Source organism: Erysipelothrix sp. P66, from assembly GCF_038682365.1.
Classification (GTDB): domain Bacteria; phylum Bacillota_I; class Bacilli_A; order Erysipelotrichales; family Erysipelotrichaceae; genus Erysipelothrix; species Erysipelothrix piscisicarius.
Map to the genome: position 1 here is coordinate 1,214,315 of NZ_CP152290.1, position 13,905 is coordinate 1,228,219.

The 13,905-nt window shown below is 37.9% G+C and carries 16 protein-coding genes and 7 tRNA genes; 2 read left to right on the top strand and 21 right to left on the bottom strand.

Translation table 11 applies throughout. The annotated features are described in order from the left end of the window. Positions 1–104: 104 nt before the first annotated feature. The 18 genes from AAG186_RS05875 to AAG186_RS05960 form a co-directional block, all read right to left on the bottom strand. Positions 105–548: a GNAT family N-acetyltransferase gene (locus tag AAG186_RS05875; protein WP_161637334.1), complete on the bottom strand. Its 444-nt coding sequence runs from the start codon at positions 546–548 to the stop codon at positions 105–107. A gap of 135 nt (positions 549–683) precedes the next feature. Beyond that, positions 684–759, bottom strand: a tRNA-Ala gene (locus AAG186_RS05880). Between the two features lie 22 nt (positions 760–781). Next, positions 782–858 (bottom strand) — tRNA-Ile (locus tag AAG186_RS05885). Between the two features lie 310 nt (positions 859–1,168). After that, positions 1,169–1,244, bottom strand: a tRNA-Ala gene (locus AAG186_RS05890). 18 nt (positions 1,245–1,262) lie between these two features. Then, positions 1,263–1,339: transfer RNA gene (locus AAG186_RS05895), tRNA-Ile, on the bottom strand. Between the two features lie 165 nt (positions 1,340–1,504). Further along, a complete protein-coding gene (locus tag AAG186_RS05900) occupies positions 1,505–1,945 on the bottom strand; it encodes a DNA starvation/stationary phase protection protein (RefSeq protein ID WP_003775262.1) in 441 nt (146 codons plus the stop codon). A gap of 157 nt (positions 1,946–2,102) precedes the next feature. Next, positions 2,103–2,178: transfer RNA gene (locus AAG186_RS05905), tRNA-Ala, on the bottom strand. A gap of 264 nt (positions 2,179–2,442) precedes the next feature. Beyond that, positions 2,443–2,518, bottom strand: a tRNA-Ala gene (locus tag AAG186_RS05910). A gap of 18 nt (positions 2,519–2,536) precedes the next feature. Then, positions 2,537–2,613 (bottom strand) — tRNA-Ile (locus tag AAG186_RS05915). Positions 2,614–2,805: 192 nt separating this feature from the next. Then, positions 2,806–3,213, bottom strand: a complete 408-nt coding sequence (gene rpsI, locus AAG186_RS05920; protein ID WP_018579469.1) for a 30S ribosomal protein S9 — start codon at positions 3,211–3,213, stop codon at positions 2,806–2,808. An 8-nt stretch (positions 3,214–3,221) separates the two neighbouring features. Then, complete coding sequence (gene rplM / locus AAG186_RS05925; protein ID WP_125164289.1) at positions 3,222–3,659, bottom strand: 50S ribosomal protein L13; 438 nt, start codon at positions 3,657–3,659, stop codon at positions 3,222–3,224. Between the two features lie 104 nt (positions 3,660–3,763). Continuing rightward, the gene (truA, locus tag AAG186_RS05930; protein WP_161637333.1) at positions 3,764–4,498 is read right to left on the bottom strand and encodes a tRNA pseudouridine(38-40) synthase TruA; all 735 of its coding nucleotides are present in this window, start codon (positions 4,496–4,498) and stop codon (positions 3,764–3,766) included. Beyond that, complete coding sequence (locus AAG186_RS05935; protein ID WP_342621397.1) at positions 4,498–5,295, bottom strand: energy-coupling factor transporter transmembrane component T; 798 nt, start codon at positions 5,293–5,295, stop codon at positions 4,498–4,500. Before AAG186_RS05935 ends, truA begins: the two co-directional genes overlap by 1 nt. After that, positions 5,292–6,140, bottom strand: a complete 849-nt coding sequence (locus tag AAG186_RS05940; protein WP_342621398.1) for an energy-coupling factor transporter ATPase — start codon at positions 6,138–6,140, stop codon at positions 5,292–5,294. Before AAG186_RS05940 ends, AAG186_RS05935 begins: the two co-directional genes overlap by 4 nt. Continuing rightward, positions 6,116–6,943 carry an energy-coupling factor transporter ATPase gene (locus tag AAG186_RS05945; RefSeq protein WP_342621399.1) on the bottom strand — a complete coding sequence of 276 codons (828 nt, stop codon included), beginning with the start codon at positions 6,941–6,943 and terminating at the stop codon, positions 6,116–6,118. Before AAG186_RS05945 ends, AAG186_RS05940 begins: the two co-directional genes overlap by 25 nt. Positions 6,944–6,959: 16 nt before the next feature. Continuing rightward, the gene (gene pepT / locus AAG186_RS05950) at positions 6,960–8,186 is read right to left on the bottom strand and encodes a peptidase T (protein ID WP_342621400.1); all 1,227 of its coding nucleotides are present in this window, start codon (positions 8,184–8,186) and stop codon (positions 6,960–6,962) included. A gap of 81 nt (positions 8,187–8,267) precedes the next feature. Beyond that, positions 8,268–8,450: a hypothetical protein gene (locus AAG186_RS05955; RefSeq protein ID WP_125164284.1), complete on the bottom strand. Its 183-nt coding sequence runs from the start codon at positions 8,448–8,450 to the stop codon at positions 8,268–8,270. Between the two features lie 131 nt (positions 8,451–8,581). Further along, positions 8,582–10,729 (bottom strand): 5'-nucleotidase C-terminal domain-containing protein, encoded by a 2,148-nt coding sequence (locus tag AAG186_RS05960; protein ID WP_342621402.1) that lies wholly within the window; start codon positions 10,727–10,729, stop codon positions 8,582–8,584. Positions 10,730–10,931: 202 nt separating this feature from the next. Here AAG186_RS05960 and AAG186_RS05965 point away from each other — a divergent pair, with 202 nt between their 5' ends. Beyond that, positions 10,932–11,396, top strand: a complete 465-nt coding sequence (locus tag AAG186_RS05965; protein ID WP_125164283.1) for a hypothetical protein — start codon at positions 10,932–10,934, stop codon at positions 11,394–11,396. Between the two features lie 11 nt (positions 11,397–11,407). Next, positions 11,408–11,614 (top strand): helix-turn-helix transcriptional regulator, encoded by a 207-nt coding sequence (locus AAG186_RS05970; protein WP_342621403.1) that lies wholly within the window; start codon positions 11,408–11,410, stop codon positions 11,612–11,614. Here AAG186_RS05970 and AAG186_RS05975 read toward each other — a convergent pair. From AAG186_RS05975 to AAG186_RS05985, 3 genes are read right to left on the bottom strand one after another with little or no spacing between them, the layout of a single operon-like run. Beyond that, complete coding sequence (locus AAG186_RS05975; protein ID WP_342621404.1) at positions 11,609–12,502, bottom strand: BadF/BadG/BcrA/BcrD ATPase family protein; 894 nt, start codon at positions 12,500–12,502, stop codon at positions 11,609–11,611. The two genes, AAG186_RS05970 and AAG186_RS05975, sit on opposite strands and share 6 nt — an antisense overlap. Beyond that, positions 12,499–13,587, bottom strand: coding sequence for a MupG family TIM beta-alpha barrel fold protein (locus tag AAG186_RS05980; protein ID WP_342621405.1), 1,089 nt, complete (start codon positions 13,585–13,587; stop codon positions 12,499–12,501). The genes AAG186_RS05975 and AAG186_RS05980 overlap by 4 nt, the downstream gene beginning before the upstream one ends. A 9-nt stretch (positions 13,588–13,596) precedes the next feature. After that, positions 13,597–13,902 (bottom strand): hypothetical protein, encoded by a 306-nt coding sequence (locus tag AAG186_RS05985; RefSeq protein WP_125164281.1) that lies wholly within the window; start codon positions 13,900–13,902, stop codon positions 13,597–13,599. Positions 13,903–13,905: the final 3 nt, after the last annotated feature.

The window sequence follows — 13,905 nt, forward strand, 5'->3', positions numbered from 1 at the left end:
TTATAAAATTCGACCATTCTCATGATACCACGTGAAAAAACGGTGAATATGAAATTAAATTAACATTTCTCAAATAAAGCATGTAAATCGAAAAAAAAACACACTCAAACCACCCTAGAACGCTTCATATGTAAGATTGGGAACGGACGACCTGCATCATCACATTCTGAACGGTCATACACCTCAAAACCCAAATGTTCATAAAATCCCCGCGCTTGATAATTTTGTTCATTCACATCAACTCGATTTACAGAGAATTCTGAAATCGCATAGTGGATGAGACGCGAACCCACACCATGCCCTCGAGCAGATGCATCAAGAAAGAGCATCTCGACCTTTTGATTTAATACGCCCATAAACCCTGAAATCATATGATGATCCTCATAGACAACGACTGCATCCATTGATGCAAATGCGGTATGAACTTCTGGACGCATCGCATCAATCATTGCTTCAGTAATAAAATCATGCGTATCACGCACAGACTGCTCCCATACATCCACAAGTCGCATCACGTCATCATGATGTAAATCAATTGTTTTAATCATCCTACCACCTCTTATCCTTATTATAACGGGAAATGAGTTCACAACAGGGACATTTTGTCGACAGTTCTATGTATTATTGTGATAAACATCCCCATACAAAAAAAGCATGACCGTAGTCATGCGTTAATTTATATATGGTGGAGCTTAACGGGATCGAACCGTTGACCTCCTGCGTGCAAGGCAGGCGCTCTCCCAGCTGAGCTAAAACCCCAAATCTTATTGTCAAGTAAAAATGGTGGGCCTGAATGGATTCGAACCAGCGACCTCACCCTTATCAGGGGTGCGCTCTAACCAACTGAGCTACAGGCCCATTTCCTTGACTGCCTTAATAATATACCACCCAAAACATAGTGTGTCAATAAGATTTTCAAACAATTATCACTTTTTACGCTACCGTGCTTTTACATCACCCAATATGCCGTAAATGTTCCAAATTCAGCAATCCGAACACACTCAAGACATCATCAAGGATAAGGACATCCAAAGACTCTAAAACGTATCGAATCGTCTCTAAATAAGAGAACACGGACTCTCTCATTCACTCATCAAATCTATAAAAAAAAAAAAAACGTTCATACAAGGATCATCGATCTCAGTAGAACGTTTACGAATTGATAAATTGGTGGAGCTTAACGGGATCGAACCGTTGACCTCCTGCGTGCAAGGCAGGCGCTCTCCCAGCTGAGCTAAAACCCCAAATTTAAACAAAAGAAATGGTGGGCCTGAATGGATTCGAACCAGCGACCTCACCCTTATCAGGGGTGCGCTCTAACCAACTGAGCTACAGGCCCATTTCTTAACTGCCTTAATAATATACCACTCTCAAACACCCATGTCAACACGAAATGAGTCAAATCAAACAAATAAAAAAATAAAACAAAAAACGTGATTAAATCGCGACAAAATAAGTTCAAATATAAAAAAAAGAGCATCAAAAGATGCTCTAAAATAACAACTTAGTCACGAATGTAAGCATTAAACATCCATAAGTTTTTGCCAAGATCTTGTGACACTGCCGTAAAGTAGTCCGCAGTTCCAGGGTCGTTTGCTGCTTCAGCAAGTTCAACCAATCGTAATGCAGAACGATTCATGTGTTCAAAATCAACAATAAGGTGCTCAAAACCTTCTTTTGCTGTTTTCCAAGATTGATCCAATTCTTTAATCGAAGTCATTTTTAGGACTTCTGCTAAGTTTCCTACAGGCTTTGATCCGATTGTTAGAAGGCGTTCAGCAACTTCATCAATACGTTCTTCTGCTTCTTCATAATAGGTGTCCATTTGTTCGTGAACAGGGAAGAAGCCTTCACCTTTTAAGAACCAGTGGATATTATGAATTTTCATACCCAAAACAATTTGATCAGCCAAAAATACATTCATTTCTTCATACAAGTTATTCATCTCAAAATCCTCCTATATGTATAGTATAACGCCGATACCTAAATATTTGCAATGAAATGACTGTGATAATCTTGTCCCCAATCATCACACAATTCAAGATTAAACTACGAATCGCAATAAAAAAAACGACATCTGATGTCGTTTGTTATTTGAAATTTGGTGGAGCTTAACGGGATCGAACCGTTGACCTCCTGCGTGCAAGGCAGGCGCTCTCCCAGCTGAGCTAAAACCCCATGTATTTCGTGTATTTATAATATCACAGGTTCCTAAAAAAAACAATAGTAAATTCAGCAATATAGTATATATTTCCAATATATTTACACCTCTTTATTTGGGCGCTCCTAAGCGTTAAACGGTATGTATGCCAGTTATAGTTATAAATGCATCAAACAGGGCTTAGAATCGCTAAAACGCCTGGATAAGTGATAATTTCACCCTTCCAAATTTTGAAGTATCAATAAAAAAAGCCATTCATTGAATGGCTGTTAATTTAAAATTGGTGGAGCTTAACGGGATCGAACCGTTGACCTCCTGCGTGCAAGGCAGGCGCTCTCCCAGCTGAGCTAAAACCCCAAAAATTTATTAAAGAAATGGTGGGCCTGAATGGATTCGAACCAGCGACCTCACCCTTATCAGGGGTGCGCTCTAACCAACTGAGCTACAGGCCCATTTCTTAACTGCCTTAACAATATATCATCTATAAATAAGGGTGTCAATTGATATTTCTAAAATTGTGAAAATTCCTTTAGGAACAATCACAATCGTGATTTTAGTGCATCATTTTTAACACACCCATCCTGTGAATAAGATAAAAAAACTCCCACCGAAGTGAGAGTTTCCAAAATTGAAAATCTTTGAGATTAACGTTTTGAGAATTGAGGTGCACGACGAGCGCCGCGTAGACCTGGTTTTTTACGTTCCTTAGCACGTGGATCACGTGTAACGAATCCAGCTGCTTTTAACAATGGACGGTAATCTGCTGATGCTTCCATTAAAGCACGAGTAATACCATGACGGATTGCTCCGGCTTGACCTGTTAAACCGCCACCTTTAACATTAACGTTTACGTCAAATGTATCTTGAGTTGAAGTAACTTCAAATGGTGAACGAACTGTCATACGTAATAGTTCTGAAGGCAAATGCTCTTCAATTGGTTTGTGATTAATTGTAATCACACCTGTTCCAGGAGTTAAATAAACACGAGCAACAGATGTCTTACGACGTCCTGTACCTAGGTATTGTACAGCGTTTTTATTTTTTGTTGTCATATATTCTCCTATCCCTTAATAACCATTTCCACAGGTTGTTGTGCTGCGTGAGGGTGGTTTTCGCCCTTGTATACAAATAAGTGTGTACGTTGTTTATCGCCTAAACGTGTATGTGGTAACATACCATGAATAGCTCTTTCAACCCATTCGATTGTGTATGTTTCGCGCATTGTACGTGTTGAACGCTCTCTCATACCACCTGGGTAGTGTGAGTGATTGTAGTACATTTTCTTATATTCTTGATCTCCACTGACTTTAATCTTGTCAGCGTTGATTACGATTACGTAATCTCCACCATCAACGTTAGGTGTGTATGAAGGTTTGTGTTTACCACGTAATACATGTGCAACTTCACTCGCAAGACGACCTAATGTCATGTTTGTTCCGTCGACGATGTACCATTGGCGTACAACCTCTGCTGGTTTCGTCATAGTTGTTTGACGCATAATAATTTCCTCCTAAACCAAAAGTAGTTTCCGGGGCTACTATTGGCATAAAGTGCCGATTACTATTGTATGCTTTTTAAAGGCTCATGTCAAGAAAACAAGCTTTATTTATAGTTAACTTCCTTCAAGTATAAACCACAAGCATCAATATTGTAGGAAACACTGTTTTTATCTGCTGCTTTGAGCATCAAATTGATATCGTGAGGTGTACATTTACCACTCCCACATGCAACACATGTCGCAACGATCATGCGAACCATATAACGCAAAAATCCATCTCCAGAAACTACAAAACTTAATTGATCACCCGCTACGATGAGATCAAAATCAGTAATGGTTCGAACCTGATTTTCAATTTCATCAAGACCGGTCGCATTGAATGAAGTAAAATCATGCGTTCCAATAAAAACTTGCATTGCTTCTCGAACAGCTTGAAGATCTAAAGACTTATTGTATTGATAAACATAGTTTCGTTCGAAAAGATTGTAAGACCCCATGTTTAACCGATATTCATACGTTTTCGACACAACATCAAAACGAGCATGAAAATCAGAATGAACTGGATGGATATCTGTTATTGAGATATCATCGGGTAAAAGTGTATTAAGTGCACGAAACAATTGTTTTTCGTCCATATTTACGATGTTATCAAAATGAAAGACTTGACCTAAGGCATGAACGCCTGCATCGGTGCGTCCTGATCCACTGATATGAATTGGAACTTTATTGATTCTTGTGAGGACTGATTCAATTTCAGTTTGAATACAACGACCTGACGGCTGTTTTTGCCAGCCTTTAAACATAGATCCATCGTATTGAACTGTCGCTTTAAATCGCATTAGAAGCGCCCCATTCCAATCACAGCAATGAGGATCATGATACAGAGAAACAGCATCATCCAATCCGAAGCAGTAATTTTAAGTTGCTTATAACGGGTTCGGGTTTTACCAGGATAATAACCACGTGCTTCCATTGCATCCGCTAGATCTTCCGCACGATGGTAAATTGAAACAAATAAAGGAATCAACATAGAAATTGCACCGTTTATTTTCTCTTTAAATGTGCCCTCTTTGAGATCAACCCCACGACTCGCTTGAGCATCCATTATTCGTTGCGTGTCTTCAATAAGCGTTGGGATAAAGCGAAGCGCAATCGAAATCATCATCGCGATTTCATGAGAAGGCACGCCAATTTTCTTCAAGGGATTCAACAAATCTTCAATACCAAGTGTTAGATCGAGGGGTGCCGTTGTTGCCGTCAGAAGTGTTGTGACCATAATCATCAAGACTAATCGCGTAACAATAAATGCCGTTTGATATAGTGCTCCGCTGTATATTTTAAAGAAACCAACATGTACCAACAATTCTCCATCTCGTATTAGAAACATATTCATCACAAATAAGAAGATAAGCATAAACATCATCGGTTTAATTGATTTTAGAATAAATTTAAATGTTAATTTGGAGGCAAGGATTGCACATACAAAAAAGAGGAAGAGCAACCCATTCGCCCAAACATTTTTAACCATAAAAATCGCTACCATTAAGACAAGCATTGCAATAATTTTAATTCGCGGATCCATTTTATGAATTTTAGAATCGAGTGGGACATAACGACCGAGTGCAATATCGTTCATTTTAATTCCCCCTTGATCATTCCAGCAATCTCATCAAGTTCTAAAGACGAGTCTGTATCAAAACCACGCTTTTTGAGTAGTTGCTTTAACTGCAATATTTTCGGCGCTACAAAGCCCAAGGTCTCAAGCTTATTTGGATTGTCAAAGAATTCCTTAACAGGTCCATCGTAATAGACGCGGCCTTGATTTAGTACTAAAACATTATCTGCATATCTTAGGACATGGTCCATATCATGGGTAACCATAATCACTGTTTTGTTCATCTCTTGATTCAATCGAACAAATAAATCCATCATGTCCTTGCTTCCTTGTGGATCCAAGCCTGCAGTCGGTTCATCAAGAACGATTACATCTGGATTGGTTGCAAGAACCCCTGCAATTGCAACGCGACGTTTTTGGCCTCCTGAAAGATCTAAAGGCGATCGCTCCCATATTTCCGGTTGAATTCCAACAAGATTTAATGATCGGGCAACGTTCTCTTGAATTTGTTTCTCATCAAAACCAAAATTCTTCGGTCCAAAGGCAACATCTTTGTAAATCGTTTCTTCAAAGAGTTGCATCTCTGGAAATTGAAATACCAAGCCAACCTTTGAACGTAATTGCTTCAAATTATGTGTTTTATCATTTGCTTGTATTTTATGATCTAAGATTGTTACCCTGCCATGACTGGGCTGGATAAGTCCATTCAAATGTTGGACCAAAGTTGATTTACCACTTCCTGTTGCTCCAATAATGGCCGTAATCTTACCTGTTTGGATGGATGTATTAATATCCGTCAACGCATGATGGGAAAATGGCGAATTGGGTGCATAAACATAACTTACATTTTCGAATGTAATTGACATAATTCTTCCACCATCCCTTCTAAATCATACGGCGTTGATAATGTAATTCCATAAGCCTTCATTGCTTGGTAAAATTTAAGACTAAAAGGAATATCCAGTGAGAGGTTAACCAAACGTTCCGCGTGAACTAAAATTTCTTCTGGAGTTCCTTGCATTGCAATTTTTCCGTCATTCATAACGATGACATAATCACTCATTGTCACTTCTTCGATATCATGGGTAATGGATAAAATGCTCATTTTATTTTCTGTATGTAATTCATGAACGAGATCATTCACTTCTTTTCGACCCTTGGGATCAAGCATGCTTGTTGCCTCATCTAAAACTAACAACTCCGGTTGCATGGCTAAAACACCTGCAATTGCAACACGTTGTTTTTGTCCTCCACTTAATTTAGTAGGTTCATGACTCAGAAAATCTTCCATCCCAACACGTTTTGAATACGCGTGGATCAAAGCATCCATCTCACTTGGATCAATCATTCGATTTTCCAATCCAAATGCGATGTCATCGCGAACAGTGGAACCAATAAACTGGTTGTCCGGATTTTGAAATACGATTGCAATTTTCTCGCGTATATCATATACATTGTCAGGATTTAAGCGTAAATTATCAATTTCAATGGTTCCTTCTTTACAATCAAGTAATCCGATTATTAGTTTTGCAAGGGTAGATTTACCACTTCCATTATGACCAATTACGGTTACATAATCCCCTTTTTTAACATCAAATGATACGTTATCAACAGCATTTCTTGAACCATCATATGAAAACGTTAATCCATTAACTGTTAATTGTTTCAACTCTAATCACTCCAAACTAGCGCTCTGTATTTAATTCTGAAATCGCAATAATTAATTCTGTAGCTTTTGCCATTGTTTCCACGACCGCAAACTCATGTTTACCGTGGAAGTTTTCACCACCTGTAAAGAGGTTGGGAGTTGGTAATCCCATGTAAGAAAGACGTGATCCATCGGTACCACCACGTACTGGCGCAATAATAGGTTCAACACCAATGGAAACCATTGCCTTCTTTGCAAGTTCAACAATACTCATATCTTTTTCAATAATGTTTTTCATATTGTAGTATGTATCCGTTGTTTTTACAGAAACACAGTCATAACCATATTTTTCATTAAGTTTTGATGCAATGGTGTCCAACATTGCTTTACGACTTATAAATCGATCCATATCATGATCACGAATGATAAATGACATCGTTGCATCTTCAATAGTTGAACTCATTTCGGTTAATAAGTAAAATCCTTCATAACCCTCAGTGTGTTCAGGTCGCTCGTGAACTGGTAACATCGCAAAGAATTCATGCGCTACCACAGAAGCATTTACCATTGTATCTTTTGCAGAACCGGGATGTACCGAAACACCCTTCACCGTAACAACGGATTCCGCCGCATTAAATGTTTCATATTCCATTTCGCCTAAAGCACCACCATCAACAGTATAGGCAAAATCAGCCCCAAATGCTTCAACATCAAAACTTTCAGCCCCTGTACCGATCTCTTCATCAATGGTAAACGCAATTCGAATAGCACCATGTTTTACCTCTGGATGCTCAATAAGATATTCCATGGCAGTCATAATTTCCGTAACTCCAGCTTTATTATCGGCGCCAAGTAACGTTGTACCATCTGTCACAATTAATGTTTTCCCTACGTAATTTTTAAGGGATGGAAACATCGATACTTTAGAAACTATATGAAGTTCTTCATTTAAAACGATATCAGATCCGTCGTAGTTTTCAATAACACGAGGATTTACATTCTCTGAATTAAAATCTGCTGTATCCATGTGCGCAATAAATCCAATGGTCGGTACCTCCTCATCAACATTTGATGGGCAAAGCGCCGTCACAATTCCAAATTCATCCATATGAACTTTTTCAAGACCGATTTGAATACACTCATTATAGAGAACCTCAGCTAAATCAAATTGGTTTTTCGATGATGGAATCGTTTGGGACGCCGCATCGGAACGGGTATTAATTTTTGTATAACGAACAAGTCGTTCTATTAGTGTCTTTTTCATTATTTACCTCACCTTTTTATGTGTTTACTTATGATATTTTATCATATTTGAGACCGTAAAACTAAAAAAAGCTTAGTTTTACTAAGCTTCTTCCGATTCATCAATTTCTTGTGCAAGTTCTGAGACCGTATCTTCAGCTGATCGGCTAATTTCATCGAGAGTTTCAATCGTTTTCTCAACATGCTTTTTGTTATTTTGATTCATATAATAACCTGCAGCTCCAATTGCGGCGCCAAGAATTGCGAGTGGAAATACTTTTTTCATACATGATCCTCCCTTTCTTATCTATTACTATTCTACCACAGATTCAAGTGGAAATTAAAGTTATAAGACGTGGAAGATTGTGTAAACTTCGTGTTAATTCTAATATTCATTCTTGATATTTATTTAGCCTCTTATTTCTTATTAGTTATTGATTTCTTTTTGTGAATTCCTCTCACAAAAATCCAGCCAAGAACTGTTAAACCGCTCCCTAGACCGTAAGTAAAACGATTGTTGATTCCTGTTTTGGGTAAGGTCGAAATATTTAAACTTTCTTGTTCACTTGATAGAATTGGATCTTTTGTACCGATTCCAGGTGTTTCCGGTTTTTTAGGAACCACGATTGGCTTCTTCATGTCTTTAAGTTTGAGATTCGCAATCGCCGCTTCAATCTGCTCAATCGCTTTATTAATATCGGCTTGTGAAACAGGCGAAGCGGTTCTCTTGCTTAGCGTCTGAAGGTAAGATTCTCCGATAGCAATCGCATCTTGAAGGTTTTGAAAACTCTCTTCTGTATAATCATTCGCCTTAATTGCCTTTGCTTTATCCAAGATTTGCTCAAGCGCTCCAAATTCTAAAGGAGATACACCTGGGCTGGCATAATCTTTTTCAAGAATCGAAATAATTCGTTGCGGAATTTGGGTTTCATCATAGCGTCCCCAATCGATAAATGCGTTATGTTCTATAAAATCTGCGAAGACTGCATCAAGGGATGGTCCTTCTTCACGCGCACCACCCAACATCGAGTATCCATCGCCACCAGCAGCAAGAAAATCATTGGTCGCCATGTAATAAGTTTTTTCGAAATCAATTGGAACGAATTGATCTTGATTAGCATCATAAATTTCAATTCCTAGGACGCGACTGGATGCATCTTTTGTGGGATCATAATGGATGCGGATCGTATCCGATACATGTAAGAAACCTCCGTTTGAACCTAATTTTGGAAGTCCATGATTATCAAGAGCATCTTGCACATCAGTACGCAGCGAGAACTCAAACATATCCCAAACTTGTCGGCCGTTTACCGAAATTTGAGCCATGACATTCCCAAAGGGCAATACACTGATCACATCACCTAATGTTATCGGTCCTTTCGAAAGATTTGCCCGAATACCACCACCATTAATGACCGCGAAATCTGTAGGATTTTTAAATCCTTCTTTTCCATAAGCTACCATCGAGTCGGTAATGATATTACCCAAGTTTGTTTCTTGAACACGTACCCAATCCCGTTGACCTTGGAATTCAATCATATTGTTTTCTTTAATGACTTTCGAGACGAGATCTGAATATGCCGCATCTGAAGTTTGAATAATATTCATTATTTCTGGATCTGGTTGATTTGCAATGTCCTTTAAGGGAATTAATTTCGCAACACTTGAACCGAAATCATCTAGATTAAGCGTTACAAGTCCTACGTTGTTTAAATGTTCTCCGGTTTGAACTAAGATTACATTATCCCCGACATGAATTCCATTTTCAATAGGCGTATGAGAATGACCATCTACAATGAGAATCTTCTTATCTTTCATACTACTGTTTTCAGATAAAGATTGTGCTAGCGTATCTGAGCGCCATGCATTTTTAGTTTCATTATCAATACCGAGATGTGTTAAGACAACATAAAAATCAACATCCTGATAGTCTTCTTTTAGAATTTCATGTGTAACGGTTGGAATTGGGTCCAACCATGATATGCCTTCAATATTTTTAGGATGCGTTTTAGTCTGAGTTTCAGGTGTTGTTGCCCCAATCACCGCAATTTTATAACCATCCTTTTCAATAAGGGCAGCGTTTGAATTTGGTTTTGAAATAAGCGTCGACTCTTTAAAGACTTTTTGATTTGACTCAGTATAGACCGTATTTGATGAAAGGACTGGAAACTTTACGTTTGAACCAAAACCTTCCGCTTCACCTAATGCAACCGCCGTACCAAAATCAAACTCGTGGTTTCCAACGACCATTGCATCATAGCCAACGGCATTCATGATTTTTGCCATACTTGCACCCTTATCTACATTTGAAATCGGTAGACCTTGAAAGGCATCGCCACCATCGACTAATAGTAGTGGATTTATCTCATCTTTTAGTGTCTTAATGTGTGCAAGCCCAAGCGATTTCGTACCAAAACGACCGTGCATATCATTGGTGTGCATAATCGTAACAGTATTTTGCGCTTGTATCGAAGTATCTGCAGCCACAGAGAGGACTGTAGATCCAGGAGTAATAAGTGTCAAAAGCGATAAAACAAGAAGTACTATTTTCGGTTTTTTCATCATAACTTCCTCCTACCATATCAATCGTAAGAAATTAAAGATGTAAGTTCAAGCATGAACTGATGAATTCGATGCCGTTGGTGCATTTCCGCAACTTAAAGCCATTTATCAAAACGAAATAAATAAAGTGCTTATTGCTTTCATGTAAATCAAACTTGACATACCGGTTCCTTTGATGTAAAGTTAACTTAACAGGAGGAATACTATGAAACAAACACGTAATCGAATTATTTATGTCATCATTCTAATTTGGGGATTTCTTGGAACCATGATCCAATTTGATAAGATAAAACAACTCATTATAACTGATGCGGGTGTGGAACCCGTCACAATTCAGGCTAAAATTTCTATTATATGGGTCTTCCTTTTCATTACATTTGCCCTAACGATTCTTTTTATCTACAAGAAAAAAAGTGGAGATTCTTGGAAAACATTTCTGTTTGAAGAGATTGATCAATTGAATGAAGATGAACGAAGTATTTTAATTGATGCGCCTGCACGTCGCTTTGCAGGCAATATTCTTGTAATGACAATGCTCATTTATCTTTTTGCACTCATGATGGGGCCACTCTCTGTGCAAAGTAGCACGATTCTTTATGCCATCGCAATCCTTTTTACAGTCTACGAGTTAAGCTATTACTTTAAATTAAAACAACTCTATTACCGATAGGAGGCTTATTTTTGATACTCAATCATATTCGTGAAAAACGAGAAGCTTGTGGCTATACCCAACAGATTTTCGCCGATCAAGTCGGGGTGTCACGGCAGACCATTATTGCTCTTGAGAAAGGGTCTTATAATCCGTCTTTAGAACTCGCATTTAAATGTACAATCATTTTGAATTGTACTCTTGATGAACTCTTTCAATACGAAGAAAAAACCTTATGAAATTTCATAAGGTTTTTTTTGATTTAAAAGTAGATAGGCGGCATATTCTACAGCTTGATGGTTCACCACGACATCATAACCTTCCTGAATGTGCTCGATAACTGAAGCTCGAACACATTCATTATTTAATAGGACACCGCCACCAAAGGCAATTTTCGTTTTTCCATTAAGCTCAAAACTGTTTGCCAGTTTCGCAAGTTCGATCCCCGCATTTCGATAGATTGTGGCAACATGGTCAACATGCAAACATTTAGAACCCACAAGACTAACCTCTGCCGCAAAGCCTCGATAACGGTCTTGGGATTCATTCACAACACCCACAAGATCATAAGGCTGGTTTAATTTGAAATGCTCCATCATCGCATTATAAAAATCAGATTTCGGTAAGCGCCCATCCGATTCTTGGGTAAAAACACTTAATAAATTGCGTCCAATCCAAAAAGCACTTCCTTCATCACCCAGCAAATACCCATAACCACCTCTCCGGTCCGTAGAACATCCTATTTTACGCATAGCAATGGACCCTGTTCCCGAAATAAGATAAACACCGTCATGGTTATCCAATGCTGAAACCATCGCGAATTGCGCATCATTCATAATAAGTGCCTGGGGAAATACAGACCAAATTGCATGTTCAATTTTTTCTCTAATTTTAGGATCATTGCCATAACCTGCTGTTCCAATTGCAACATCTACCGATTTAAAACAATAACCATGTTGTTCCAACTCAGTCTTACCGTGTTGAAGAATTTTTGTAATCCCATCAAAACCAACCTGCATATAATGGATGCTTTCCAGACGTACGAAGTCTACTTCTATACCAGCCTGATTAAACATCACCATGCGCGTATAAGTTCCTCCTGCATCAATGCCTAAGTAATACTTCATAGCGTAAAACTAAATTTTTGCCATGGCTTAATACGATCCAACAGGCAAAGTTCTTCCTCAACGACATGACCCACAACATTCGATTTCCCTGTGTTTTTCATGTCTTGAGTTGCAATTTGAAGTTCCCCAGCATAATGACCAAATAAACTACTTTCAATAATTATATCGCCACGCTTAATCATATCTGGAGTGTTAAAAACTTTGAAATCATGACCTTTATATTTCACGCGTGACATGGTTGAACGGATAATATAATCATTTCGATCACCTCGATTAAAATGAGGCTCCTCTAAGACAATTTTACGCTCAATTTCTGGTATTTCTTTAACCAATTCAACCTTTAAATTAAGTTTATATAAATCGATTTTTTTTATTGCTTCCATTTCTGCTTGAGTAGGATAACAGTTAGAAATAATAATATCATCGACAATGTTCATCGCGATATAATCTTTAATTTGAACATCAAGTGGTAAGTATCGATGTTTTTCAAGTGTTACAAGTCCGTCTGAAACGGGCCATGGGCCATACGATCCTTCCGCTTGACTGGTCACAAATGCAGCAGAGCGCAAACCGTATTTGGTAAAGTTTTGAGTACACTTCATAAAATAATCTTCATTAAGTCCCGAATATGGATGCGGATAAAAATTATGACATGCAATCAAATTATAATGGTTGGGCTGATAGTCCATAATTGTATCAATATAGTGTGTATCGTTACTCATATTAATCTCAATTTTTAAGTCATAAGGATTGAAGGTCATCATTGCTTCTTCACTCCCCCCAAATCCAGCATCAAGTCGAAGACCATCCGCCTCTATTTCTGAGAAAAATGATAAATCTGCGTAGTTAATGTCAAGATCTTTAAAGACTCTAGGGCTAACATCAACAATAATCTCAAAACCTTTTGATCGTGCGTAACGATTTATTTCTAAAAATTCCTCTTTAATAACTGTTTTAGGTTTCTCAACCGATAACAAACACGAAAAGATTCGTGAGAAGCCCGCATCTGCTGCGTCATCGATATAGTGCTTCATTGATTCTACTGACGATTTGTCAGGATAGATTGAAATTCCAAGTTTTCTCATAATTGCTCCTTATATATATAATATTTCATAAATCCAAAATGTCGAGATAAGCCCTATGACAAGAAATAAAATCAAAAATACCAACCAAAATGAACGTGATAATCGTTTATTTGTTTCAATAAAAAAGAAACAAAAACTGGTAGATAATGCTGTAATACTTGATACTACGATTACTTGTATCCATTTTTGGTTTAAACCAACTTGATTTAACATTGCCGGTACTATGATTGTGCCAAGAAGAATACTCCCAACAATAATAAATGCACTTTTAAAACTGATTAGGGGTGCTGAATTACTTTTTTCGTATTTATACATAGT